Consider the following 25,062-nt stretch of genomic DNA (forward strand, 5'->3'; position numbering starts at 1 on the left):
CCGCGCGACGGCCGCACCTTCGTTGCGCGGGTGCGAGAACGGTCGGCGGCCGGTCCCCGAATCAGCTCGCGGGGACCGGCCGCAGACACCACTGCGGACGGCATCCGGTGAATGCTCGGCAGGAATGCTCGCCATGGGCCGGCTCCACGCTGTCGACGGGTTCAGGTGCCCGGCGGGAGGTTGACCGTCATCACGAGGGTGCAGGTGCCGGTGCCCGCGCCGCGGTAGGCGTGCGGGGCGTCGCCGCCGAAGGTGGCGGTCTGGCCGGCGGTGAGCGGGTGCTCGGTGCCGTCCACGACCAGGACCATCTCGCCGGACATGACGCTGACGGTCTCCTGCACGCCCGCCTGGTGCGGGTGGCTCGTGTACGCCTCGCCCGGTTCGAGCCGCCAGCGCCAGATCTCGACCGGGGCCGGGCCTGGGGTGGTGAGCATGAGCCGGGCCTCGCCGCCGTGCTCACCGGTCCACAGTGGTGTGACTGCGGCGGCGGTGACGATGCGGACGCGGTCGTCGGCGGCCCCTTCCATGAGGGCGGAGACGGAGACGCCGAGGGTGTCGGCGAGCCGGACCAGGGTGGCGAGGTTGGGGTTGCCCTGGGCTTTCTCGAGGCCGACGAGCGCGCCTTTGCTGACGCGGGCGCGGCGGCCGAGTTCGTCGAGGGAGAGGCCGGCGCGGACGCGGGCCGCCTTGACGTTGGTCGCGACCGTTCGCAGGGCCGCCTCCGCGTCGCTCATGTGCTCGCCTTCCTGACGCGTAGGTCACTGAGATGGTCCGAGCGGTCGTTTGACTGACCGACGTCGGTCGTTCTACTATTCTATCCGGTCGTTTCAATGGAGGATGGTGGGATGCCGTGATCGCGCTCGTGCTGGCCCTGGGCAGTTCGCTCGCCTACGGGTGCGCGGATTTCCTCGGCGGGCTCGGGGCCCGCAAGGCGCACGTGCTGCGGACGGTGATGATCGCGGCCCCGGCGAGCCTGGTGGTCGAGCTGCTGCTGTGGCCGCTGCTCGGGGCGTCGTTCGATGCGGCCAGCGTCGCCTGGGGCGCGGCTTCCGGCGTGGCTTCGGCGGCGGCGTTCGTGCTGCTGTACCGCACGCTGGCGATCGGCCCGATGAACGTGCTCTCGCCGATCACCGCGCTGGTCTCGGCCGCGCTGCCGGTGGGCGTGGGCCTGCTCCAGGGCGAGCACCTGGCCGCGGCCGGGATGCTCGGCCTGCCGCTGGCGCTGGTGGCGGTGGTGCTGGTGAGCGCCGGGCCGGGGATGCGGTCGTCGCGGCCTTCGCGGACGGCGCTGCTGCTGGCGTTCGGGGCGGGCGCGGCGATCGCGCTGCAACTGGTCTTCCTGCACCAGGCGCCCGCCGAGAGCGGCGTCGGGCCGCTGGTCGTCGGCCGGGCCGTCTCGTCGGCGGTGACGTTGAGCGCGGCGTTCCTGCTGCGTCGCCGACTGGGACCGGAGCGGCCTGCGGTCGCGGTGTCGGCCGCCGCGGGCGCGCTCGACTCGGTGGCGAACCTGCTGTTCCTGCTCGCGGTCCGCAGCGGCGACCTCGCGGTCGTCGCCGTGATCGCGGCCCTCTACCCGGCCGGGACAGTCCTGCTGGCCCGCAACGTGCTCGGTGAGCGCCTCCACCGCGGCCAGCTCATCGGCCTCGGCACCGCGGCGGCGGCCGTGAGCCTTCTCGCGCTCAACTGACCCGGACGATGGGCGGCTACTCCTTCTCGAGGAGCTGCTTGAGGGCTTCCAGGTTGGCGGCGACCGCGTTCTTGACGCGGGTCGCCGCGAGCGGGGCGATGAGGCGCGCGGGCCCGGAGGCCTGGAGGGCCATGCTGTTGGTGAGGGCGGTGCCGCCCTCGGCCGGGGCCAGCCGGTACGTGATCTCGCCGTGGAACGGGCCGAGGTCGCCGGTGATGGTCAGCTCGGAGTCGGGCTCGAAACCGGTGATCTCCAGCTGCTCCTCCGCGTGGGCGGGGATCGTGCGGACCTGCGTGTACTGCGAGCCGACGCCGACCGGGCCCGCTGAAGTCCTGCGGGTCTCGCCGATCGCGTAGTTCCATTGCGGAATGTTCTCGAGCTCGGCCAGGTAGGCGAAGACCTCTGCGGGCGGACGGGCGATCGTGATCGTGTTGCTGAACTGCATCCGAGCGAACTTCCTCACCGAACGGAGAGCGGTCTCCGGCCTTTCACCGCAGACTACGCGCCCGAGCACCCGACGCCGCCGCGAGGCCCGCGGGCGTACCGGTCTTCGCGCGGCGCTCGGCCGCCCCGGAGACCACGGCGACGGCGAGGGCGGCGAGGCCCAGGGCCACACCGATCCACACTGGAGCGACGAGTCCGAGGCCGCCGTCGATGGCGAGGCCGCCGAACCACGCGGAGAGGGCGATGCCGACGTTGAACGCCGCGGCGTTCACCGAGGACGCCAGCGAGGGCGCCTCCTTCGCCACGTCCATGACGCGGGTCTGGAAGACCGGGACCATCGCGAATCCGGCCGCGCCCAGCACGAACACCATGATCGCGGCCGGGACCGCGTACGGGGCCGCGAAGGCGAACACGACCAGGGCGGCGGTGGCCGCGCTGATGGTGCCGTACAGGGTCGGCATGAGCGCGCGGTCGGCCAGGCGCCCGCCGAGGAGGTTGCCGCCGGTCAGGCCGATGCCGAAGAGGATCAGCAGCCAGGGCACGGCCCCGGTGTCGAACCCGGAGACGCGGGTGAGGATCGGCTCCATGAAGGTGATGGCGGCATACGCCGCGCCCCAGCCGAGCATCGTGATCGTGAGGACCTGCCACACCTGCGGCCTGCGGAAGACCGCGAGCTCGGTGCGCAGCGACCCGCCGGTGTCGTTCGCCCGGGAGGGCACGAACGCGATGATGGCGGCCAGCGAGACCGCGCCGATGATCGCGATGCCCCAGAACGCCGCGCGCCAGCCGAGCTGCTGGCCCAGGGCCGTGCCGAAGGGCACGCCGACCACGTTCGAGAGGGTCAGGCCCGTCATCATGAGCGCGATGGCGCGCGAGCGCCGCTCGGGGGCGACGAGGCTCGCGGCCATGACCGGGCCGATGCCCATGAACGCGCCGTGGCACAGGGCGGACACGACGCGGCCGGTCATGAGCACGCCGTAGTCCGGGGCCCGCGCCGCGAGCACGTTGCCGGCGATGAAGAGGCTCATGAGGATGACGAGCATCGTCTTGCGCGGCAGGCGGGTGCCGGCGGCGGTCATGATCGGCGCGCCGATCGCAACCGAGGCCGCGTATCCGGTGACGAGGAGTCCGGCCGTGGAGATCGAGACGTCGAGGTCCTCGCCGAGCGGCCCGAGGAGGCCGACGACGACGAACTCGGTGAGACCGATCCCGAACGCGCCCAATGCGAGTGCGCCGAGGGCGAGCATGCGGCGGCGCTTGGAGGTGGACATGGCGGTCAAGTATTCGCCGGTGCGCCCGGGGTTGTCCAGTACTTTTTCAATCCATTGGAAAAATTGACCGGGGGCGGTCCCCCGCGCGTTCGCCGGGGCGGCAGCCGCACGAGGCGGCAATGCGTAGGCTGGGGTTGTGGCACAGAGCGAATCCGACCGGACCGACGGCACCGCGCACTCCACCAAGGGCGCGTACGTGACCGGCGGCGAGTTCACCAGGGACACCAACTACATCGAGGACCGCGTCGTGGCCGACGCGGCGGCCGTGCGGGCCGCGCCCGTGGAGGCGCACTCCAAGATCGGCGACCCGCGCATGGCCGGGCTCACCGAAGGCGCGCTGGCCTGGCCGGTCGAGCCGGGCCGCTACCGGCTCGTGGCCGCGCGGGCCTGCCCCTGGGCGCACCGGTCGATCATCATCCGCCGCCTGCTCGGCCTCGAATCCGTCATCTCGCTGGCGACGCCGGGGCCGGTGCACGACGCGCGCTCGTGGACGTTCGACCTGAACCCCGACGGCCGGGACCCCGTGCTCGGCACTGAGCGGCTGCAGGAGCACTACTTCAAGCGCTTCCCCGAGTACCCGCGCGGCATCACCGTGCCCGCGCTCGTGGACGTGCCCACCGGCCAGCTCGTCACCAACAACTACCCGCAGCTGACCTTCGACCTCTCCACCCAGTGGGCCGAGCACCACCGCGACGGCGCGCCGGACCTGCTCCCCGAGGCGCTCGTCGACGACATGCTGCCGGTGATCGAACGGATCTTCACCGAGGTCAACAACGGCGTGTACCGGGCGGGCTTCGCCGGGTCGCAGCGCGCCTACGAGCTGGCTTACAAGCGCCTGTTCAAGGCCCTCGACCGGCTCGAGGAGCACCTGGCCGACCGCCGGTACCTCATGGGCGACACGGTCACCGAGGCGGACGTGCGACTCTTCACGACGCTGGTGCGCTTCGACGCGGTCTACCACGGCCACTTCAAGTGCAACCGCAACAAGCTCACCGAGATGCCGGTCCTGTGGGCGTACGCCCGCGACCTGTTCCAGACGCCCGGCTTCGGGGACACTGTGGACTTCGACCAGATCAAGCGGCACTACTACGTGGTGCACGAGGACATCAACCCGACCCAGGTGGTCCCGGTCGGCCCGGACCTCGCGAACTGGCTCTCCGACCACGGCCGGGAGTCCTTGGGCGGCAGCCCGTTCGGCGACGGCACCGCCCCGGGTCCGGTCGCGGACGAGGAGCGCCCGCCGGGCACCAACCCGCTCTACGACGCGGTCACCAGCCCGCGGTGACCCCGGCCCGCCGCTCCCACTCGGCGACGGCGGGCCCGTCCGGGTCCCAGCGGCGGCAGAACTCGCGCAGCTCGAGGCACCGGTCGACCATGGCGGCCCGGCGCAGCGGCCAGTCCGGGACGGGCGCGCCGTAGGCCGCGAAGAACGCGTCGAGCGCCCCGACCCGGTCCGGGTGGTGCATCCGCACGATCCACTCGCACCACGCGAGGTCCTCGATCGGGTCGCCGAGGTGCGCGAACTCCCAGTCGACCACCGCCGTCACCACGAAGCCGACCGGGTCGAGCAGGAGGTTGTTCGGCCCGAAGTCGCCGTGCACCAGCGTGCCCTCGCCGAGGCCGCCCGTGGTCGCGTGGATGCGCCGCAGGACCTCCCCGCAGGCGCGCAGGACCGCGGCGGCGTCACCGGGTCGAGAAGCGGCGTCGAGCAGCTCCTGGCCGGGCGTGCCCGCGACGAAGCCGAGCGTCAGCGCGCCCTCGCCCGCGCCCAGCAGCGGAGGCACCGGGATCGCGCCTGCCAGCGCGGACAGCAGCGTTCGCTCGCGTTCGAGCCGCTGCGCCGCATCGGGCCCCTGGTAGTGCTTCACGACCGTCGCCCGGTCGCCGGTGGTCAGGTTCGTGTAGCCGTGCGGAAGTCGACGCATCCGCCGAGTATGCGGGACCGGTACCGCAGTGGACCAGCGGTTAAACGGGGGTGGAACAAGGCGGTTCCCGGTGTGAGGTGCGGCCGGAACCGTGGTCCGGGCCGCCCGCGCTCGGTTACGGTTGCGGCGACCGCCGCAGTCCAGGATGGAAGGCCCGCCGTGATCCACAGCCTCTTCGACTCAGCCGTCGCCTACCGGCCCACCGAGGCCGAGCAGTCCGAGCCCGTGCCGCCGATCGAGGCGGTCCTGTTCGACTTCAGCAACACCATCTTCAAGCTCATCGACGCGGGCACCTGGCTGCACCGGATCGCCGCCGCCACGGGCCGCGTGCTCGACGCCGACCTGCTCGAGAAGACCGTCGCGCAGCTCGGCGAGGCCTACCGCATCCCCGAGGTCGCCGCCCTGCAGATCGGGCGCGACGAGTCGGCCGAGCAGCACCGCGTGGCCCTCCTGGGCTGGTTCGCGCACGTCGACTTCCTCCAGGGCGTCGAGGCCGAGGCGTACGCCGCGATCGCCGCCCCGGACGCGTGGGTGCCGTACGCGGACACCGAGCCGCTGCTGCGCGAGCTGCGCCGCCGCGGGATCAAGACCGGCATCGTCTCGGACTTCCCCTGGGACGTGGGCGTGCACATGGAGCACTTCGGCCTCGTCGACCTCATCGACGTGCGCGTCATCTCGTACCAGTACCGCACCGAGAAGCCCGACCCGGTGCTGTTCCGCGCCGCGTGCGAGCGCCTCGGCGTCGACCCGCGCCGCACGCTGATGGTGGGCGACAACCCGGCCAAGGACGGCGGCGCGGCGGCGAGCGGCCTGCGCGCGTACATCCTCCCGGGCGAGACCCGCCTGGGCGAGCGCGGCCTGGCGCACGTCCTGGGTTTCCTGGAGAAGCACAGCCTGGAGCAGCACAGCCTGGAGTAGCGCGGCCCCAGGTGTGAGCAGTGTGGACTGACCTGGTGATTTGCCTTGGAGTGCACTCCAAGTCGTAGCGTCGGGGCATGAACGACAAGCAGCAGCCGATCAACTCCGGCTTCGACAACCGCTCCACCGCCGCCGACGTCCTCGCCGGCATCGACCTCACCGGGAAGACCGCCGTCGTGACCGGCGGCTACTCCGGCATCGGCCTTGAGACCACCCGCGCCCTCGTGGACGCCGGGGCGACGGTGATCGTCCCCGCCCGCCGGCCCGACCTCGCCGCCGAGAACCTCCAGGGCATCGCGAACGTCGAGGTCGACGAACTCGACCTCGCCGACCTCGACAGCGTCCGGAAGTTCGCGGAACGGCGCCTCGCCGACGGGCGCCGCATCGACATGCTCCTCGGGAACGCGGGCGTCATGGCCTGCCCCGAGACGCGCACCGAGCGCGGCTGGGAGCTCCAGTTCGCGGTCAACCACCTCGGGCACTTCGCGCTCGTGAACCACCTCGTCCCGGTCCTGGAGGGCGCGCGCGTCGTCATGACCTCCTCGGGCGGCCACGGCCACTCGTCGATCCGCTGGGACGACCCGCACTTCTACCAGGGCTACGACCGGTGGCAGGCCTACGGGCAGTCGAAGACCGCGAACATCCTGTTCGCCGTCGAGCTCGACCGGCTCGGCCGGTCCCTCGGCATCCGCTCCTTCGCGCTGCATCCCGGGGCGATCCTCACGCCGCTGCAGCGGCACATCCCCGTGGAGGAGCAGCGGGAGATGGGCTGGATGGACGACGAGGGCAACCCGCCGGAGTACTTCAAGACGACCGGGCAGGGCGCGGCCACGCAGACTTGGGCCGCGACGTCGCCGCAGCTCGACGGCATGGGCGGGCTCTACCTTGAGAACTGCGAGGTCGCCGAGGTGTCGGAGGAGTGGTCGGGCGTCCGGCCCTACGCGGTAGACCCCGGCGAGGCGAAGCGGCTCTGGACGCTCTCGGCCGAACTCACGGGCGTGAACGCCTTCGCCTGACGCCCGTGGTTCAGCCGCCCTTGGCTTTCGGCTTGGCACGGAGGTGGGCCCGCTCGCCCTGGCTGCCGAACAGGCTCAGGAACTCCACGGACCGCTCGTCGGCGTTGCCGAACCAGTGCGGGGTGCGCGTGTCGAACTCGGCGGCCTCGCCCGGCTTCATCACGAAGTCGTGGTCGCCGAGGACGACCCGCAGGTTGCCGTTGAGGATGTACATCCACTCGTAGCCCTCGTGCACCTGCGGGTTCGGCTCGCCCCTGTTGCCGCCGGGGATGATGAGCTTGTAGGCCTGGATGCCGCCGGGGCGGCGGGTGAGCGGCAGGTAGATCATGCCGTGGCGGGTGACCGGTCGCATGTGGATGCGGGGGTCGCCCGTCTGCGGGGCGTCCACGAGGTCGTCGAGGCTCACATTGTGGGCTTTCGCCAAGGGCAGCAGGAGTTCCAGCGTGGGCTTGCGGGACCCGGACTCCAGCCGCGAGAGGGTGCTCACGGAGATCCCGGTCTGCTCCGAGAGGTCCGCGAGGGTCGCCTCGCGGGCCTTGCGCAGCGCCCGCAGGCGCGGGCCGACCGCGCCGAGCGCCTGATCCATTTCGTCCATGCCCCGAGTTTGCCAGATCGGCAAGAATGTTTGCCAGTTTCGGGCAGGCACATTTACCTTGGTGCTCGGAGGTGGTCGCAATGACCGATGAACTGAGGGAACAGTACGACGTCGTGGTGATCGGCGGTGGCGCCGCAGGCCTGAACGGGGCGCTCATGCTCGGCCGCGCGCGGCGGTCGGTGGCCGTGATCGACGCGGGCGAGCCCCGCAACGCCCCGGCCGAGGGCATCCACGGCCTGCTCGGCCGCGAGGGCATGCCGCCGCAGGAGCTGCTGGCGATCGGGCGCGGCGAGGTGCGGCAGTACGGCGGCCACGTGGTCGACGGCGCCGTCACCAGCGCGAAGGCGAACGAAGCGGGCTTCACCGTCGCGCTGGCCGACGGCCGGGAGGTCAAGGCCCGCAAGCTGCTCGTCACCACAGGGCTGGTGGACCGGCTGCCGGAGATCCCGGGACTGGCCGAGCACTGGGGCAGGGGCGTGGTCCACTGCCCGTACTGCCACGGCTGGGAGGTCCGCGACCAGCCGATCGGCATCGTGGCGACCGGCCCGATGTCGATGCACGGCGCGCTGCTGTTCCGGCAGTGGACCGCCGACCTGGTCGTGTTCACCAACGACCGGTTGGCCCTGCCGCCGGAGGAGGCCGAGAAGCTGAAGGCGCGCGGCACCCGGATCGTGGACGGCGCGATCGAGCGGATCGAGTCCGAGGACGGGCGCATCACCGGCGTCCGGCTGGCGAGCGGCGAGTTCGTGGCGCGCGCCGTGCTCGCCACGGCCGCCCGGATGGAGGCGCGGGCCGGATTCCTGCAGGACCTGGGCCTCGGCGCGGTCGAGCACCCTTCGGGCATGGGCGAGCACGTCCCGGCCGACCCGTTCGGCAAGACGGACGTCCCCGGCGTGTGGGTCGCGGGCAATGTCACCGACCTGATGGCCCAGGTCGGCGCCGCCGCCGCGGCGGGCGCGATGGCCGGGGCGCAGATCAACGCGGAACTGGTCGGCGAGGACACGGAAGCGGCGGTGGCCGCCTACCGGGCCCGGTAGCGGAAGGCGCTGAAAGCGCGGTGCCCGCGAGGGCGCCGCGCCTTCAGTCCGTGGTTCTTCGAGCTCTCAGGCCGCTGGGGGCGACGAGCCTGAACTCGGCCGCACTCCCGCTATCAGGGACCGGAGCTGGTGTCGGGCTCGACCCAGGTGAGTTCGGCGGAGTCCACTTCCTCGGACTGGAGCCGGTCGGCCGTGACATCGGCGGGTGTGGGGAGGACGAGGTCGTCGAAGTCGTCGCCGGGCGCGCCCGCCGCCACTGCGGCGACCTCCGTGCCGTAGTCCGTCGGGAGGTCCGCGGCGGAGTAGTCCACCAGTTCGCCGTCGCCGTCCATCGTGCCTCCAGTGTTCCGGGTTCCCTTCCAAAGTACTGGTCGGGAACCTTGAACGGTGGCCCCCTAAGTGCTGCGGCTCGGCTTGGCCGAGCCGCCGGTGGCCAGGCGCATGAGGTCGGAACTGAGGTCGATGTCGAGCTCCGTGCCGCCCGCGCTGCCGTACTCGTGCTGGTAGTGCTTCCAGGACTCGCTGCGGACCTTCTCGGCGAAGCCGGACTCCATGAGCAGCAGGGCCTCGATCGCGGCGCGCGTGATCCGCTCCCCCAGCTCCTTGGAGTTCCAGTCCTCGGTGGCGGCGAAGACCGAGGTCGGCACCGTCATCGTCCGCAGGTAGGCGAACAGCGAGCGCATCTGGTCGTCCACGACGAGGGCGTGCCGGGCCGTGCCGGCGGTCGCGGCGAGGATGACCGGTTTGGCGATGAGCAGGTCGTTGTCGAGGACGTGGAAGAAGGAGCTGAACAGGCCGCTGGGAGCAGCCTTGTACACCGGGGCGCTGGCGACGACGGCGTCGGCGCGGCCGAGCAGTTCGACGGCGCGGGTCATCTTGGGGCCCATGAGCTGCGAGACGAGCGCGGTCGTGATCTCGGTGGCGAGTTCGCGCAGGTCGATCACGTCGGTCGCGACGTGTTCGCCGCGGTCCTCGGCGAGGGTGCGCACGCGGTCGGCGATGCGGTCGGCGAGCATCCGCGTCGAGGACGGGTCGCTCGTGCCGCCGCTGACGACGACCAGGTGGAACGGTTGGGCGCCTTCGGATCGGCGCTGCTGGACGGTCACAGGACGGCCTCCTCGTGGTGGCGTTGGGCGGGGGTCGCCGCGCCTTGGGCGGCGAGTTTGCGGCCGATGGCCTCGAGCGCGGCGATCTCCTCGTCGGTGAGGGCGGCGGTGACGGCGCGCGCGACGTCGACCGCGTGCCGGCCGCCGACGCGCCGCTGCTGCTCGCGGCCGGCCTCGGTGAGGGCGAGGCGGACGCCCCGCCCGTCCTCGGGGTCGGGGGCGCGCTCGATCAGGCCCCGCTCGGCCAGGCGGTCGACGAGCCGGGACAGGGCGGGCTGACTGAGCAGCACGCCGCGTCCGAGCTCGAAGAGGCGCAGCGGTTCATCGTGTTTGGACAGTGTGTAGAGGACGTCGTACTCGCGCATCGACAGCTCGCCCCAGATCGGCTCGGCGGCGAACCGCTTCATGAGCGCGGCGTGCGCGGTGAGCAGCGCTTCCCACGCCTCATTGGCGCGGCGACTCCTGCTGCGGGTCATGTTCGCCTCCTTCAGCGCTCGTCGTCCTGGTAGGGCATGTCGCCGGCGGTGTTGTCGCCGAGGTTGGCGTTCGGGCGCGGCTGGCGCGCCGGACGGTCGCCGTACTTGGCCAACACCCGCCCCGCGTGGGTGGGCGCGTCGGCCGACTCGGGGTCGCGGCGGGCGGCGAGCTCCTTGCGCAGCACCGGGACGACCTCTTCGCCGAGGAGGTCGAGCTGGTTGAGGACCATCTTGAGCGGCATCCCGGCGTGGTCGATGAGGAACATCTGGCGCTGGTAGTCGCCGAACGCGTCGTGGAAGGTCAGGGTCTTGTCGATGACCTCCTGCGGGCTGCCGACCGAGAGCGGGGTCCCGCGGGTGAACTCCTCCAGGGAGGGGCCGTGGCCGTAGACCGGGGCCTCGTTGAAGTACGGGCGGAACTCGTCGACCGCGTCCTGCGAGCGCTTCGCGATGTAGGCGTGGCCGCCGAGTCCGACGATCGCCTGCTTGCGGGTGCCGTGGCCGTAGTGCTCGAAGCGCTGGCGGTAGAAGTCGACCAGGCGCTTGGAGTGGGACGTGGGCCAGAAGATGTGGTTGGCGAAGTAGCCGTTGCCGTAGAACGCGGCCTGCTCGGCGATCTCGGGCGTGCGGATCGAGCCGTGCCACACGAACGGCGGCACGTCGTCCAGCGGGCGGGGCGTGGACGTGAACCCCTGGAGCGCGGTGCGGAACTCGCCCTCCCAGTCCACGACGTCCTCGCGCCACAGCCGGTGCAGCAGGTTGTAGTGCTCGAGCGCGAGCGGCAGGCCCTGGCGGATGTCCTGGCCGAACCAGGGGTAGACCGGGGCGGTGTTGCCGCGGCCGAGCATGAGGTCCATGCGGCCCTTGGAGAGGTGCTGGAGCATCGCGTACTCCTCGGCGATGCGCACCGGGTCGTTCGTGGTGATGAGGGTCGTCGCCGTGGAGACGATGAGCCGCTCGGTGAGCGCCGAGATGTGCGAGAGCAGCGTGGTGGGCGAGGAGGAGAAGAACGGCGGGTTGTGGTGCTCGCCGATGGCGAAGACGTCGAGGCCGACCTCTTCGGCCTTGACGGCGATCTTGAGGATGCCGTCGATCCGCTCGGCCTCGGTCGGCGTCTCCCCCGAGACCGGGTCGCGCGTGATGTCACTGACTGAGAAGACACCGAACTGCATGGTATTCCCTGCTCTCCCCGCCGCGGCGGTCCAATCTTCATGCGTTTGCATCTACCTTAACGGTCCGGGGGCGGGGGCTATTCCGAAATGCGGGAGGCACTGCTCACACTCGGCCGCTGACAACCGCTGCGGCCCGGGCGCCGTATTACCCGCATCCCGCATCCCCAGCGAAAGGACCACCTCCAGTGCGACTCAGAACGGGCCGAGCGCTCACCTCTCTCGCCGTCGTCTGCGGCCTGCTCGCCGCCGGGGCCTGCTCCGCCGAGGACTCGCCCGAAGCCGCCGGCACCGCCGTCGAGCCGGGGCCCGACGCCGTCTCCGAAGCCGAGCGGCTCTACCAGATCGTCAACGAGAGCAACGCCATCACCGACGAGCTCACCGAGATCGAGCACCGGGTCACCAAGCGCTGCCTGGAAGACGAGGGCTTCGATGTCCACGACCCCATGGAGTTCCAGAAGTCGCATACCGCCGCGTACACCGCGGGCGGCTACCTCTCCGGCGCGCCGCTCTGGGCGGTTCCGACCGCCGAGGCCGCCGAGCAGTGGGGCTTCGGCGTGTGGACCGAGTTCGTGCGCAATTCCGCCGACGAGGACCTGGCCGAGGAGCTGCTGACGCCCGAGGCGATGGCCGCCTTCGTTATCTTCGACGAGGAGGACATGGGGCTCGACACAAGCGAATGGGACGCCCAGGACGCCGACTACCACGCCGAATGGATCGAGGCCTACACCGGCTCGCCCGCGATAGACGAAGGCGTCAAGGGCCCCGAGCCCGACCCCGAGGCCCCGCTGGGGGGATGCTGGCTCCAAATGGTCGAGACCATGTACGGCGAGCCCTACATGGTGTCCTACGAGGGAGAGGACGGCGAGGAGGGCGGCGAGTTCGCCGAGACCCACGAGCCGAGCCCGGTGCTCGCGCTCGGGGAGTTCGAGGACTACAGCGCACTCTTCGACGCCGTCCGCGACGAAGTCGACGCGTTCGAGAGCTGCCTCATCGACGGCGGGTACGCGGATTGGGAGCTGGACGACTCCTTCAACATGCCGCTGTGGCAGTACTTCGGCCAGATGTACGACCCGGCCTACTTCGAGGAGTACGGCGAGGAGGGCATCGAGATCCCCGAAGGCCCCGAGGAGGTCCCGGCCGACTTCATGGGCGTGCTGGAGCTCGAACGCGCCATGGCCGTGGACTTCGCGGCCTGCGGACAGGAGAGCGACCTCCGTCCGGCGATCGAGGAGGGCTGGGCCGCCATGCTCGTAGAGGCGTTCCAGCCGATCGAGACCGATCTCGTCGCATGGCGCGACACCATGCAGGGCCACCTGGACAACGCTCAGGACTACCTCCAGGAGTAGCTCCCGGTCTGCCGGGGCAATCGCGCCCCGGCAGACGAACGCCGCTAGTCCCTAGGGGACATTGTGCTTCGAAAAACCGCTGGACCGGCAGCACAGCCGGTTCCTACCATCGGCAGATGGCACTCCTCCCTCCTTCCGCGACCGACGAGCAGTGCGAGCTGATCACCGACGAGAGCCTGTGGCCAGGGGTGAAGGCGCTGTGCGCCGAGCTCGGCCACGGGGCCGAGCGGATCACCAAGTTCACCGAAGGCTCGCTGCCCGTCTACGACCTCGGCGACGGACTGGTGCTCAAGCTCTACCCGGTCGCCGACATCGACGACCTCGCCACCGAGGAGCCCGTCATGCGGGCGCTCCACGGCCGCCTGCCCGTGCCGACACCCGAAGTGGTCGCGACCGGCCGCTTTGACGACTGGGGCTATCTGCTCATGACCAAGCTCCCCGGTCGGGACCTCCGATCGCTCTGGCCCGCATTGGACCAGGACGCGAAGCGCTCGCTGGCGCGCAGCGCAGGCGAGGCGCTGGCGGTGTTGCACGAGGTCCCCGCACCGCCGATCGGCCCGCCCGACTGGGACCGGTTCATCAAGGGGCAGAGGCACACCGCGGTGGAGCGGCAGGAACGCGCGAAGCTCGACCCGTATTGGCTGCGGCAGATTCCGGACTTCCTCGACTCGGTCGAACTGGACCCGGTCCCCAGCGTCCTGCTGCACACCGAGTTCTCGGACGCCCACCTGCTCGCCGCCCCGCGCGACGGCGGCCTCGCCCTGACCGGCCTGTTCGACTTCGAGCCGGCGATGTGCGGCCACCCGGACTACGACCTCCTCGCCCCAGGGGTGTTCCTCGCGAGAGGCGACAAGGCGGTCTGGAGGGAGTTCCTGCACGGATACGGGGTCCGCACGGAGCAGGCGCCCGGCCTCGCCCGCCGCGTCATGGCTTACGCGCTGCTCCACCGGTTCGCCAACCTTCCCTGGTCCTTCAAGACCATCCCCGCGCCCGGGATCGGCACACTGGACGACCTGGCCGACCACTGGCTCGGCATCTAGGGACGGGCGAGCAGCGCCCGGCCGTGGGCGCACGGCGAACGGCCCCGCCGGGTGGGCGGGGCCGCTGCGGTCGATCGCGTCAGGCGGTGATCAGGAGTCGGTGTCGGCTTCGAGGGCGTCCCACACGGGGCCGGTCTCGAGTTCGAGCGCGAGGGCGATGATCTCGTCGGTGGTCACGTCGAGGCCGTCCTCGGCGAGGCCCCACCAGACGGTGGCGACGGACCCGTCGGGGTGGAACACGGCGGCGTCCACATAGGTGCCGTCGGTCGTCCAGGCGACGATGGTGCCGTCCTCGAGTTCCTCTTCCCCGCAGTCGGTGTCGGTCTCCTGGCAGTGGAGGAGGTAGTGCATGTCGAGCTCCGCGCCGCCGGAGAGGTCCTGGACCCCGGTCGCGATGCCGCCGGGCAGGTAGAGCGCGACCTCGAAGCCCTCGCCGGTCTGGTCGACGTAGTAGTCGGTGCGGAACTTGCGCTGCACCGGCGTCTCGTTCTGGCCGTCGATGAAGTAGTTCTGGAGGCGGGTGGTGGGGAGCGAGTTGTCGAAGCTCCAGTCCTCGAAGTGCTCGGCGAGGAGCTCGTCGATCTCGGCGTTCGCCTCGGCGGTGTACTCGTCGCGGACGCCGTCCCACTGCTCGGAGTACTCCCAGCCCTCGGCGGGGACCTCGGGGTCGTTCGCGGCGGCGGCGGTGGCGGGGAGGAACACTGCGGCGGCCGATGCGACGACGACCGCGGTGCGCTTGAAGGAGGACATGATGGTCACCTCTCGGTAGATCCTTGCCCTAGTTATATGCCCCGGCTCGCCGCGTGCGCACCGGCTCGTGTCCGAGTGTGGAGTTCGTTCCCTTTTCGACTGGGAGGCAACGCCGAGCGCCCCCGAAGGCGTATTTCCTCGGGTTCGTCCGCCCGCAGACCGGGACCCGCGCCCCGGGCGGCTCATGTGCCGCCCGGGGCGCGGGTGCGGGTTCAGACGGTCCAGTGCTGCTGGGTGCCGCCGGAGCAGGTGTACTGCTGGAGGCGGGCGCTGTTCGCGGTGGAGCCGCCGATGACCTCCAGGCACTTGCCGGAGTGGCGGGCGACGAGCTCGACGTAGCCGCCGGCGACGCTCCGCACCTGCCACTGCTGGTTGGTGCCGCTGCCGCAGGTGTACTGAATCGCCCTGGCGCCGTTGGCCGTCGAGGCGCCGTTGATGTCGATGCACTTGCCCGAGGCCTGCGAGACGAGCTGCACGTAGCCGCTGGCGGCAGGTCGCAGTTCCCATTGCTGGTTGGCGCCGCCGTGGCAGGTGTACTGGATGATCTCGGCCGCGTTCGCGGTCGAGCCGCTCAGGACGTCGACGCATTTGCCGGAGCCGCGGCCGACGATGTCGGTGACCGTGTTGCCCCCGCCGATCTCGTCACCCCAGCCGTACCGGATGCGGTCCGCGCCGGAGGGGTTGCGGATGGTCAGGTTGATGTCGGTGCCGCTGCCGCTCGCCGCGAACATCGAGTACCAGTCGTAGCCCGACGTGCCGGTGTACTTGCCGCCGAGTGCGGGCCAGTAGGTCGAACCCATGTTCAGCGAGCGGGCGGTGTCGGTCACGGCCCGGAGGTACCGCACGAAGTTGTCCGTGCTGGAGGCGTTGGCGTAGTTCAGGCCGTTGTCCATGGGCGCGCCGAACTCGGTGAGCACCGCGCGGGACGCGCACGAGCCGAGGCCGTCGCGGAAGCTCTGCACCCACCCGGCGTAGTCCTTGGTGCCGTAGAAGAAGGCGTAGTGGTGGTAGGACAGGAGCGTGCCGTCGAAGCGGGAGTCGGCGCAGATGGGCTTCACGTCCTGGCTGTAGCCCGTGCCGCCGACGAGGATGCGGCCCTTGGGGATGGAAGGTCGGGCGCTGATCCACGAGGAGGCGAGGTTCCGCCAGTCGGTCGAGCTGTAGCCGTGCGGCTCGTTCATCGGTTCGAAGTAGACCAGGCTGTTGGAGCCGTACTGGCTGGTCACGGTGTTCCACATGTTGTTGAACGCCGTCATGTTGGTGATGCGCCCGCCTGAGGCGGCGCCGTCCTCCCAGTAGGCGAGGATGACCTTGAAGCCCCGGGCGGTGGCGGCGTCGATGGTGCCGCGGTAGGCGTTCCACCAGGTCGTTCCGACCGTGTGGGTGTTGACGGGCAGGCGGACGGTGTTGGTGCCCATGGTCGAGGCCATGTCGGCGTAGATCGCGTCGGCCTTGGCCCTGACGGTGTCGTAGCTGTCGGACTGGCTGAGCCTGTCCAGGACGAGCGGGCCTTCGACGAAGTTGTCGCCCATGACGGCCCAGTTGAAGCCGCGGAACCCGCTGGTGTTCGCGGCGGCGGGCGCCGCGTGCACGAGGGCGATCACGGGGACGAGGACGAGCGTGGCCAGGATGCCGAGCAGGAGTCTGAAGAGGGAGCGCCCCCGCGGGGGCGGGGCATGGACCGAGGATGCGGTGTTCATGAGGGCCGGCCTATCTCGTGCGTGGCGCACGCGTGAGGGAGCAGGTGGATGGAAGCGCTTTCATCCGCCCAAATTATGACACCCTCCAACCCTTCGGTCAAGCATTGAATTATGTCGATGTTTGACATTCAGTTGCGAGAATGAGGACCGTCAACAGGGCGTATGCAGGAATGCAATCGGCGTCAAGAAAACGTATGGATCTGCGAGGAGCGGTCGCGAACCCGTTTTCGGCCCTCGTCGCGGGCTAGCATCCGGCTGCGGAAAGGAGCATTCCCCGTGACCGCTCAAAGCACTGCAGGCGTCGCCGACCCGGGCACCGCGCCCCCGAGGAACGACCCCCGAAGCACCTCCGCCGCCGGCGCGACCCGACTCGCCCTCTTCGTAGGAGCCCTCGGCATCGTATACGGCGACATCGGCACCAGCCCGATCTACGCGCTGCAGACGATCTTCAACCCCGCCGACCCGCACCCGGTGCCCGTCAGCACCGAGAACGTCTACGGGATCATCTCGCTGATCTTCTGGTCGCTGATGATCATCGTGACGATCTTCTACGTCGGCTTCGCGATGCGCGCCGACAACGACGGCGAGGGCGGCATCATGGCCCTCATCACCCTCATCCGCCGCCACAGCCAGGGGCGCGGGCGCAAAGCCGGCCTCTTCCTCGCCGGGCTCGGCATCTTCGGCGCCGCGCTGTTCCTCGGCGACAGCATGATCACGCCCGCGATCTCCGTGCTCTCGGCCGTCGAGGGCGTCAAGACCGTCAACCCCGACCTCGAGACGTTCATCATCCCCGCCACCGCGGTGATCATCGTGCTGCTGTTCGCGTTCCAGCGCAAGGGCACGGCGGTCATCGGCCGCTGGTTCGGCCCGATCATGGCCGTGTGGTTCACTGCCCTCGCCGTGCTGGGCCTCGGCGGCATCGCCCGCAACCCCGAGATCCTCCGCGCCCTCTCCCCCGTCCACGCGGTCGACTTCCTGTTCGGCCACTTCCACATCGCGTTCTTCGCCCTGGCCGCGGTCATCCTCACGTTCACCGGCGCCGAGGCGCTGTACGCGGACATGGGGCACTTCGGGCGCAGGCCGATCTCGCGCGCCTGGCTGTTCATGGTCTTCCCCGCGCTCCTGCTCAACTACATGGGCCAGGGTGCGCTCATCCTGGAGGACACCGGCAACATCGCCGGCTCCTTCTTCCTCCTCGCGCCCGAATGGGGGCGGATCCCGCTGCTCCTGCTGGCCGCGACGGCGACCGTGATCGCGTCCCAGGCCGTCATCAGCGGCGCCTTCTCCGTCGCCGCGCAGGCCTCCGAGCTCGGCTACCTGCCGCGCCTGCGGGTCGCGCACACCTCCGAGCACCACTACGGCCAGATCTACGTGCCGTGGATCAACTGGCTCCTCATGGTCTCCGTGCTGACCCTGGTCTTCGCCTTCCGCACCTCGGAGTCGCTCGCATTCGCCTACGGGATGGCCGTGATCGGCACGATCGTCATCGTCACGATCCTGTTCCTCTACATCGCGCGCAGCCGCTGGAAGATCCCGAAGTGGGCCATCGCGGCCGGCGGCGGGCTGCTCCTGGCGATCAACGTGACCTTCCTGGCCGCGAGCAGCACGAAGATCGTCCACGGCGCTTGGCTGCCACTGCTCATCGGCGTCACCGCGTTCACCGTGATGATCACCTGGCAGCGCGGGCGGCAGGTGGTCTCGGCCGAACGCGAACGCCGCGAAGGCCCGCTGCGCGCGTTCGTCGACAAGATGCGCCGCGGCGAACCCAAGGCCGCGCAGGTGCCCGGCACCGGCGTGTACCTGGGGCGCGGCAAGGACACCGCGCCGCTGGCCCTGCGGGCCGCGCTGGAGCTCAACCACGCCCGGTACGCGCAGACCATCGTGCTCGCAGTCCAGACCGAGCCGGTGCCGCGCGTCCCCGACGCGGAGCGGATCGTCGTCGACGACCTGGGGCACTGCCAGGACCCGGTCATCCACGTGACGGCCCGCTTCGGCTACGCCGAGACCCCCGACGTGCCGCGGGCGCTGCGGCTCGTGAGCCCGGAGCAGGCCGAGGGGCGGCGGCTGCGGGTGGACCAGGCCGTCTACTTCCTCTCCACGATCCAGCTGCGGGCCGGGACGGCACCGACGATGGCGACCTGGCGCAAGCACCTGTTCATCGCCACCTCCCACATCACTTCCGATGCGGCCGAGCACTTCCAGCTCCCGAGGGACCGCACGATCATCGTCGGCTCCCACATCGAGGTGTAGCGGCAAGGTCGAACAGCGCGGTGTCCACGGGTTCGGGCGGAGACGCCCTACTATGTCGGAGTCCAGGCCTCACCGAGGCCGACCGCCCACTCCCCCAGACAGATTGGCGCCCCGTGTCCAAGACCGAGAAGCCCACCGTCTCCAAGCCCGTCGCCGTCATCGTCGTCCTCGCCCTCCTTGCCATCGTCGTCATCGTCATCGTGGGCCTGGTCCGCCTGATGGGCCCCGGGTACGAGGGGTACGAGGGCCAGTGCCTCCCGAGCGGGGTCAGCGAGAGCGACCGCGACTACGACGAGATGTTCATCGAATGCTCGGACCCGGAGGCGCGCTGGGAGATCACGAAGGTCTACACCAGCGAGCCCACCACCGACGCATGGAGCTCCAAGTCGGCGGCGACCCGCTGGCTCGAGCGCACGTGCGACGTCAACGAGGAGGAGGGCCCGGCCCGCGAGGCCTTCGTCTTCCGGGTCAAGGACGGCCGGGGCTTCCTCGCCTGCGCCGTCGCGGTCGACTAGTCGGTGGCCGCTCCCCGCATGCCGCTCAACGGTATTCGGGGAGCGGCTGCGCGAAGTGCCAGCCTGCTGCGATGAGCGCGTCGACCGCATCGACCGCCTGCTCGAGGCGTTCCTCGTGCGGGCCTTCGAGTTTCACGTAGCGGCGGCCGGTGCGCTCCAGCTCCGCCGCGAAACGGGCGGTCATCCACGGGCGCAGGTGCGCATCCGAGCGGAGGCCGTCGTCCTCGAACGGGACGCCCACATGGTCGGTGAGCAGGTAGAGGTCGTGCGCGAGCCGGTTCGCGACCCGCTCGACCTCCGGGTTGCGGCCGCCCAGGTAGCGCTCGTGCCAGACGGTCGTCGCGAATGCGTCCGTGTCGCAGAACAGCACGGGCCCGCCGATGCGCGCCGCCTGCTCCTCGAGTTCGTGCTGCCGCTCGGCGATCAGCGGGAAGTCCTCGGTCGCGAAGCGGACGTCGCTCCAGGTCGCTCCCGGGCGCTCGGCCTGGAGTGCGCGGAGCTTCTCCTCGCTGAACGTGCGCCCGTACTCCCCCGCGCACTGCGTCCGGGACCAGACGCCGCCGCGCCCGCGGTAGTGCTCGGCCAGCGCCTCGGCGATGGTGGTCGTGCCGGTGGATTCGGCGCCGAGGGCCACGACGCGGAGGGCGAGGCCGGCCCTGACGGGTCCTTCGAGGTAGTCCCAGCTCCCGGCCGGGTCGGCCCGGACCTGGGTGCCCGAGATGGGGAACGCGCCGCGGTCCTGGTCGACTTCGATGTGGACGGCGCCGAGGCGGCGGGCCAGCTCCGGACCATAGGACTCGGAGGTGAAGAGGGCGTCGATCCGTTCGGGCACGGCCGCTTTGAAGATGTCGACGTGGGCCTGCCAGATCGCCTCGTCGTTGAGGTCCATGTGGACGTCGTCGACCGTGCCGATCACGCGCACGTTCGGGTGGGCCTCCTGGAGCCAGGCGACGCGGGTCGCCATCGGGATCGATTCGACGGTGGCGTGGGAGACGAGCACGGTGAGGCGCTCGCATCCGGCTTCGGCGGTGCGGATCAGGTGGTGGTGGCCGGCGTGGGGCGGGTAGAACTTGCCGAGGACCAGGCCGTGCTCGGGTGTCGTCATGCGGCGGCCCCGACGGGTTCGGCTTTGGCGGCGAGGTCGCTGCGCCAGTTGCGGAGCCCGATCACGCACAGCACCATGAATCCGATGTAGAGGATCGAGGTGAGGTAGAGGCCCTTGTACGCGTAGAGCGGGACGTACACGATGTCGGCCGCGATCCAGAGGTACCAGGATTCGACGCGTTTGCGGCACTGGCCATAGGTGGCCAGGAGCGAGAGTACGGTGGTGAGGGCGTCCCAGAGGGGCACGTTCGAGTCGGTGGCGAACGTCAGGAGCAGCGCGATGCCCGCGAGTCCGAGGAGCCCGGCGCCGGTGAGGGCGACCCATTCCATGCGGCCGGTGCGGCTCACCGGCAGGGTGTCGGCGGGTCCGCCGCCTTTCACCCAGTTCCACCAGCCGTAGGCGCCGAGGGCGATGAAGACGAGCTGGAGTCCGGCGTCGGCGTAGAGGCCGCTGTCGGTGAAGATCAGGATGAAGAGCAGGCAGTTGGCGATGCCGATGCCCCAGTTGGCGATGTGCTGGCGGGCGACGAGCCAGACGCAGATCGCCCCCGTGATGAAGGCGAGGCCTTCGGCGAGGGTGGTGGGGACGCCGGCGATCGTGAACAGGGGCAGGTAGAGGAATTCCATGAGGGCGTTCATGCGGGGCGGTCCTCTCGGGGACTGCTAGGAGTCGGTGACGGCGAAGGCGCGGGGGCTTTCGGCCATGCCGCATGGAATCACGGGGAGCGGTCCGGTGTCCACGGGTGTCGGGTGGTGCTCATTGCGCGGGACGCCGGGATCGGTCGGGATTCAGGGGTGCGCCGGTATTGACACGGCGGGTGTGCGACCGGGTAGAGTGAACCGCGCTTTACCGATAAAGATCCCGCACTCACCGGTCCAATCGCCAGGAAGGCTCCCCATGAGCACCGACGCCGTGTCCGCCGTCATCAACGTCGACATCGAAGGCCCCAAGATCAGCAAGCACGTGTACGGCCACTTCGCCGAGCACCTGGGCCGCTGCATCTACGGCGGCTTCTACGTCGGCGAGGACTCCGACATCCCGAACGTGCGCGGCATCCGCCTCGACGTCGTCGAAGCCCTCCGTGCCCTCGACATCCCCAACCTGCGCTGGCCCGGCGGCTGCTTCGCCGACGAGTACCACTGGATGGACGGCATCGGCCCCAAAGAGGACCGGGCCGCCATGATCAACACCCACTGGGGCGGGGTCGAGGAGAACAACCACTTCGGCACCCACGAGTTCATGGACCTGTGCGAGATGCTGGAGACCGAGCCGTACATCTCCGGCAACGTCGGCTCCGGCACCGTCCGCGAGATGAGCGAGTGGGTCGAGTACCTCACCCGCGACGGCGACTCCCCGATGGTGCGCCTGCGCAAGCAGAACGGCCGCGAGGAGCCCTGGAAGGTCAAGTTCTGGGGCCTGGGCAACGAGACCTGGGGCTGCGGCGGCAACATGACCGCCGAGCAGTACGCCATGGACGCCCGCAAGTACGCCACCTACTGCCGCGACTACGGCGACAACAAGCTCTACCGCATCGCCGCCGGCGCCGCCGACTTCAACTTCGAGTGGACCAAGACGCTCATGGAGCAGCTGAGCCACATCGGCTGCCAGCGCGTCGAGCGCAAGCTCTACCAGGCGATCTCCGTGCACTACTACACGATCGCGGGCACCTGGGACAAGAAGGGCGACGCGAAGGACTTCAGCACCGACGAGTACTACACGACGATGCTCAAGGCCAACCGCACCGACGAGCTGCTGACGGGCCACGCCAACGTCATGGACCTGTACGACCCGACCAAGGAGATCGGGATCGTGCTGGACGAGTGGGGCACCTGGTGGGACGTCGAGCCCGGCACCAACCCCGGGTTCCTGTACCAGCAGAACACGATGCGTGACGCGCTCGTGGCGAGCCTCCACTTCGACATCTTCCACAAGCACGCCGACCGCCTCGTCATGGCGAACATCGCGCAGACGGTGAACGTGCTCCAGGCGATGATCCTCACCGACCCCGACTCGGGCGCGCTGGTGCTGACGCCGACCTACCACGTGTTCCAGATGAACAAGGGCCACCAGGACGCCGCGTCGCTGCGCGTGGACGCCCCGGCCGGCATCCCCACCCGCGAGGTCGACGGCAAGGAGCTGCCGACCGTGTCGGTCTCGGCCTCCCGCAAGGACGGCCGCCTGCTCGTCTCGCTGTCCAACCTGGACGCCGAAGCCGGTCAGGACGTCGAGATCGACCTGCGCGGCGGCGGCCTGGGCGAGTTCGAGTCGGTCATCCTCACCGCCGACACCCTCCAGGCCCACAACACCCCCGAGGCGCTCGAGGCCGTGGCCCCGCGCGCGTACGAGGGCGTGAAGGTGGAGGGCTCGAAACTCCGCGTGCACCTCCCGGCGCACTCCTTCGTCACCGTTTCGGGCGCCCTCGCGTGAGCGAGCGCTTCACCGTCCGCGTCGGCGCTCCTGGCGCCGACGCGGCCCCCGACCTGTGGGGCCTCTTCATCGAGGACCTCAACGACGCCCTCGACGGCGGGCTCAACGCCGAGTTGACCCGCAACGGCGACTTCGAGTTCAACGAGGCCGACCGGGAAGGCTGGCACGCGCTGACGGGGTGGACCGTCGAGGGATCCGGCACCGTCGAGGTGCGCACCGACGATCCGGTCCACCCGAACAACTCCCATTACGTGCGCCTCACAGGTCCGCTCACCCTCGTGAACGAGGGCTGGGACGGCATTGCGGTCGCACCGGGTCGGAAATTCCTGCTCTCACTGTTCGCCAGGTCGTCGGAGAACCAACGCCTGACAGCCGTGATCGGGTCCGCAGCGGTTCCGCTCGCCGGTTCGGAAGTCTTCGTCGAGTCGATCGAGTGGGCACGTGAGGAAATGGAGCTCGGCACCGGCATGCCCGGCCGTGGTTCCCTTCGCATCGAAGTGCCCGCATTCGCCGTCGTGGACCTGGACTGCGTCTCGCTCCGCCCGCTCGGCGCGGACGGCGAGCCGCTGACGTTCCGTCCCGATCTGCTTGCGGCGCTGCAGGAGCTGAAGCCCAGCTTCATCCGCTTCCCCGGCGGCTGCCTGGCGCACGGGTACGGCCTCGACAACATGTACCACTGGAAGCGCACGATCGGGCCGCGCCACGAGCGCGAGCAGATCCGCAACACCTGGGGCTACCACCAGTCCCGCCAGATCGGGTACGTCGAGTACTTCGAGCTGTGCTTGGCGACCGGTGCGACCCCGATCCCGATCGTCGCGGCCGGCGTGTGCTGCCAGAACTCCCCCGGCGGCCCGCACCCGATCCCCGAGTCCGAAATGGATGCCTACCTCCAGGACGTGCTCGACCTCGTGGAGTTCGCCAACGGCGGCACCGACACCGCGTGGGGCGCGAGGCGGGCCGAGCTCGGCCACCCCGAGCCGTTCGGGATGCGCTACCTCGGCATCGGCAACGAGGACCAGATCACCGACGACTTCCGGGACCGCTACGGCCGCATCGAGGACGCCGTGCGCGCGGCGCACCCCGAGATCACGGTCATCGGCACCTCCGGCCCGCAGCCGGCCGGACCCGACTACGAGGCCGGATGGGCGTTCGTGCGCGAGCGCGGCACCCCGATGGTCGACGAGCACGGCTACCTCAACCCCCGCTGGTTCCACCAGAACACCGACCGGTACGAGTCGTACGACCCGGCCGAGGCGAAGGTGTACATCGGCGAGTACGCGGCCCGCTCGAACACCGTGCGCTCGGCGCTGGCCGAGGCGGCGTACATGATCGGGCTCGAACGCCGCCCCGAGGTCGTGCGGCTCGCGTCCTACGCGCCGCTGCTGGCCCGGGTGGGGCACACCCAGTGGGTGCCCGACCTCATCTACTTCACCGCCGACGAGGTGCTTCCCAGCGCGTCGTACCACGTGCAGCAGATGTTCGGGACCGAGCGCGGCGAGCGCGTCCACGCGGTCGAACTCGAAGGCGTGCAAGGCGAACCGGTGACGCTCCCCGAAGCGGGCACGGCGCTGCTGCGCTCGGACCGCGCCACGGTGGCGTTCACGGGCCTGGTCCTGGACGGCAACCCGCTGCCGGACGCCGTCACGGCGCCGGGCGGGGAGGGCGTGCTGCTCGGCGGCATCGACCCGCGCGACACCGACTTGGAGTTCACGGCCGTCCGCCGGGACGGCGAGGAGGGCTTCCTGGTGCGGCTCGGGCCGGAGGCGCCCGGGAGCCACCTGGACGTGGTCGTGGGCGGCTGGCAGAACAAGTCGACCGTGGTCATCCGCGGCGACGACGGCATCACCAGCGACGACCACGGGCCGCTCCCGTATCCGGGCGTCCGCACCGGCGAGCCCGTGCGGGTCCGCATCCGCACGCAAGGCCCCCGCGTCCGCGTCTGGGTCGACGGCGAACTGCGGCACGACTACGAGCAGGACCTGCGACCCGAGCAGCGGGTCGTCGCCGGGGCGTTCTCGCGCGGCGACGGCGAGTACGTGGTGCGGCTGGTGAACGCCACCGCGACCGCGCGCACGGCCGCGGTGGAACTGCCGGGCGACCCCGGTCCGGTCACCGCGGCGGTGCGGCTCCTGGCCGGTGCCGGTCCCGACGAGGGCCGTCCGCACGAGGCCTCACCGGTGGCTCCTGCGGACTCGCGAGTGGAGGGCGACAGCGGCTTCGACCTGGAGCTGCCGCCGTGGTCGTTCGCCACGGCCGTCGTGCAGCGGTCCGGATGATGGGAA

24 protein-coding genes are annotated in these 25,062 nt (G+C 70.4%); 11 read left to right on the forward strand and 13 right to left on the reverse strand.

Annotation, left to right across the window (positions count from 1 at the left end; translation table 11 throughout):
• Positions 1-161 precede the first annotated feature (161 nt).
• Positions 162-734: an XRE family transcriptional regulator gene (locus AB0I03_RS05440; protein ID WP_360406822.1), complete on the reverse strand. Its 573-nt coding sequence runs from the start codon at positions 732-734 to the stop codon at positions 162-164.
• Between the two features lie 116 nt (positions 735-850).
• Between AB0I03_RS05440 and AB0I03_RS05445 the strand changes: the two genes are divergently transcribed.
• Positions 851-1,687: a DMT family transporter gene (locus AB0I03_RS05445; protein WP_360406825.1), complete on the forward strand. Its 837-nt coding sequence runs from the start codon at positions 851-853 to the stop codon at positions 1,685-1,687.
• Positions 1,688-1,703: 16 nt separating this feature from the next.
• On the opposite strand, the gene AB0I03_RS05450 is transcribed toward AB0I03_RS05445, so the two are convergent.
• Together AB0I03_RS05450 and AB0I03_RS05455 are read right to left on the reverse strand one after the other, a co-directional pair.
• Positions 1,704-2,132, reverse strand: a complete 429-nt coding sequence (locus tag AB0I03_RS05450; protein ID WP_360406828.1) for an SRPBCC family protein — start codon at positions 2,130-2,132, stop codon at positions 1,704-1,706.
• A gap of 43 nt (positions 2,133-2,175) precedes the next feature.
• A complete protein-coding gene (locus tag AB0I03_RS05455) occupies positions 2,176-3,402 on the reverse strand; it encodes an MFS transporter (RefSeq protein WP_360406831.1) in 1,227 nt (408 codons plus the stop codon).
• A gap of 136 nt (positions 3,403-3,538) precedes the next feature.
• Between AB0I03_RS05455 and AB0I03_RS05460 the strand changes: the two genes are divergently transcribed.
• Positions 3,539-4,687 carry a glutathione S-transferase C-terminal domain-containing protein gene (locus tag AB0I03_RS05460; RefSeq protein WP_360406834.1) on the forward strand — a complete coding sequence of 383 codons (1,149 nt, stop codon included), beginning with the start codon at positions 3,539-3,541 and terminating at the stop codon, positions 4,685-4,687.
• Here AB0I03_RS05460 and AB0I03_RS05465 read toward each other — a convergent pair.
• Positions 4,671-5,327 carry a phosphotransferase gene (locus AB0I03_RS05465; RefSeq protein ID WP_360406837.1) on the reverse strand — a complete coding sequence of 219 codons (657 nt, stop codon included), beginning with the start codon at positions 5,325-5,327 and terminating at the stop codon, positions 4,671-4,673. The genes AB0I03_RS05460 and AB0I03_RS05465 overlap by 17 nt on opposite strands.
• A 159-nt stretch (positions 5,328-5,486) precedes the next feature.
• Here AB0I03_RS05465 and AB0I03_RS05470 point away from each other — a divergent pair, with 159 nt between their 5' ends.
• Together AB0I03_RS05470 and AB0I03_RS05475 are read left to right on the forward strand one after the other, a co-directional pair.
• Positions 5,487-6,245: an HAD family hydrolase gene (locus AB0I03_RS05470; protein WP_360406840.1), complete on the forward strand. Its 759-nt coding sequence runs from the start codon at positions 5,487-5,489 to the stop codon at positions 6,243-6,245.
• Between the two features lie 77 nt (positions 6,246-6,322).
• On the forward strand, positions 6,323-7,261 hold the full coding sequence (locus tag AB0I03_RS05475; protein ID WP_360406843.1) for an SDR family NAD(P)-dependent oxidoreductase: 939 nt from the start codon (positions 6,323-6,325) through the stop codon (positions 7,259-7,261).
• Between the two features lie 10 nt (positions 7,262-7,271).
• Here AB0I03_RS05475 and AB0I03_RS05480 read toward each other — a convergent pair whose 3' ends face one another.
• The gene (locus AB0I03_RS05480; RefSeq protein ID WP_360406847.1) at positions 7,272-7,856 is read right to left on the reverse strand and encodes an XRE family transcriptional regulator; all 585 of its coding nucleotides are present in this window, start codon (positions 7,854-7,856) and stop codon (positions 7,272-7,274) included.
• Between the two features lie 80 nt (positions 7,857-7,936).
• Between AB0I03_RS05480 and AB0I03_RS05485 the strand changes: the two genes are divergently transcribed.
• Positions 7,937-8,893 carry an NAD(P)/FAD-dependent oxidoreductase gene (locus AB0I03_RS05485; RefSeq protein ID WP_360406850.1) on the forward strand — a complete coding sequence of 319 codons (957 nt, stop codon included), beginning with the start codon at positions 7,937-7,939 and terminating at the stop codon, positions 8,891-8,893.
• 113 nt (positions 8,894-9,006) lie between these two features.
• On the opposite strand, the gene AB0I03_RS05490 is transcribed toward AB0I03_RS05485, so the two are convergent.
• The 4 genes from AB0I03_RS05490 to AB0I03_RS05505 form a co-directional block, all read right to left on the reverse strand.
• Positions 9,007-9,225, reverse strand: coding sequence for a hypothetical protein (locus tag AB0I03_RS05490; protein WP_360406853.1), 219 nt, complete (start codon positions 9,223-9,225; stop codon positions 9,007-9,009).
• A gap of 63 nt (positions 9,226-9,288) precedes the next feature.
• On the reverse strand, positions 9,289-9,999 hold the full coding sequence (locus tag AB0I03_RS05495) for a CE1759 family FMN reductase (RefSeq protein WP_360406856.1): 711 nt from the start codon (positions 9,997-9,999) through the stop codon (positions 9,289-9,291).
• On the reverse strand, positions 9,996-10,475 hold the full coding sequence (locus AB0I03_RS05500) for a MarR family transcriptional regulator (RefSeq protein WP_360406859.1): 480 nt from the start codon (positions 10,473-10,475) through the stop codon (positions 9,996-9,998). Before AB0I03_RS05500 ends, AB0I03_RS05495 begins: the two co-directional genes overlap by 4 nt.
• 11 nt (positions 10,476-10,486) lie before the next feature.
• Positions 10,487-11,647: an LLM class flavin-dependent oxidoreductase gene (locus AB0I03_RS05505; protein WP_360406862.1), complete on the reverse strand. Its 1,161-nt coding sequence runs from the start codon at positions 11,645-11,647 to the stop codon at positions 10,487-10,489.
• A 185-nt stretch (positions 11,648-11,832) separates the two neighbouring features.
• Between AB0I03_RS05505 and AB0I03_RS05510 the strand changes: the two genes are divergently transcribed.
• Together AB0I03_RS05510 and AB0I03_RS05515 are read left to right on the forward strand one after the other, a co-directional pair.
• Complete coding sequence (locus AB0I03_RS05510; protein ID WP_360406865.1) at positions 11,833-12,993, forward strand: hypothetical protein; 1,161 nt, start codon at positions 11,833-11,835, stop codon at positions 12,991-12,993.
• A gap of 116 nt (positions 12,994-13,109) precedes the next feature.
• Positions 13,110-14,033, forward strand: coding sequence for an aminoglycoside 3'-phosphotransferase/choline kinase family protein (locus AB0I03_RS05515; RefSeq protein ID WP_360406868.1), 924 nt, complete (start codon positions 13,110-13,112; stop codon positions 14,031-14,033).
• Positions 14,034-14,123: 90 nt separating this feature from the next.
• Here AB0I03_RS05515 and AB0I03_RS05520 read toward each other — a convergent pair whose 3' ends face one another.
• Both AB0I03_RS05520 and AB0I03_RS05525 read right to left on the reverse strand, forming a co-directional pair.
• Positions 14,124-14,783 carry a hypothetical protein gene (locus tag AB0I03_RS05520; RefSeq protein WP_360406871.1) on the reverse strand — a complete coding sequence of 220 codons (660 nt, stop codon included), beginning with the start codon at positions 14,781-14,783 and terminating at the stop codon, positions 14,124-14,126.
• Positions 14,784-14,995: 212 nt separating this feature from the next.
• Positions 14,996-16,483, reverse strand: a complete 1,488-nt coding sequence (locus tag AB0I03_RS05525; RefSeq protein ID WP_360406874.1) for an RICIN domain-containing protein — start codon at positions 16,481-16,483, stop codon at positions 14,996-14,998.
• Positions 16,484-16,759: 276 nt separating this feature from the next.
• Here AB0I03_RS05525 and AB0I03_RS05530 point away from each other — a divergent pair, with 276 nt between their 5' ends.
• Entirely contained in the window at positions 16,760-18,733 is a 1,974-nt protein-coding gene (locus AB0I03_RS05530; RefSeq protein ID WP_360406877.1) for a potassium transporter Kup, read from the forward strand.
• A 113-nt stretch (positions 18,734-18,846) separates the two neighbouring features.
• Positions 18,847-19,248, forward strand: coding sequence for a hypothetical protein (locus tag AB0I03_RS05535; RefSeq protein ID WP_360406880.1), 402 nt, complete (start codon positions 18,847-18,849; stop codon positions 19,246-19,248).
• Positions 19,249-19,273: 25 nt separating this feature from the next.
• Here AB0I03_RS05535 and AB0I03_RS05540 read toward each other — a convergent pair whose 3' ends face one another.
• Together AB0I03_RS05540 and pnuC are read right to left on the reverse strand one after the other, a co-directional pair.
• A complete protein-coding gene (locus AB0I03_RS05540; RefSeq protein WP_360406882.1) occupies positions 19,274-20,353 on the reverse strand; it encodes an AAA family ATPase in 1,080 nt (359 codons plus the stop codon).
• Positions 20,350-20,991, reverse strand: coding sequence for a nicotinamide riboside transporter PnuC (gene pnuC, locus AB0I03_RS05545; RefSeq protein ID WP_360406885.1), 642 nt, complete (start codon positions 20,989-20,991; stop codon positions 20,350-20,352). Before pnuC ends, AB0I03_RS05540 begins: the two co-directional genes overlap by 4 nt.
• Positions 20,992-21,250: 259 nt before the next feature.
• On the opposite strand from pnuC, the gene AB0I03_RS05550 reads away from it, so the two are divergent.
• A complete protein-coding gene (locus AB0I03_RS05550) occupies positions 21,251-22,780 on the forward strand; it encodes an alpha-L-arabinofuranosidase C-terminal domain-containing protein (RefSeq protein ID WP_360406888.1) in 1,530 nt (509 codons plus the stop codon).
• Positions 22,777-25,056: an alpha-L-arabinofuranosidase C-terminal domain-containing protein gene (locus AB0I03_RS05555; RefSeq protein ID WP_360406891.1), complete on the forward strand. Its 2,280-nt coding sequence runs from the start codon at positions 22,777-22,779 to the stop codon at positions 25,054-25,056. Before AB0I03_RS05550 ends, AB0I03_RS05555 begins: the two co-directional genes overlap by 4 nt.
• Positions 25,057-25,062: the final 6 nt, after the last annotated feature.

The sequence above is a fragment of the Glycomyces sp. NPDC021274 genome (genome assembly GCF_040641195.1).
GTDB lineage: Bacteria > Actinomycetota > Actinomycetes > Mycobacteriales > Micromonosporaceae > Glycomyces.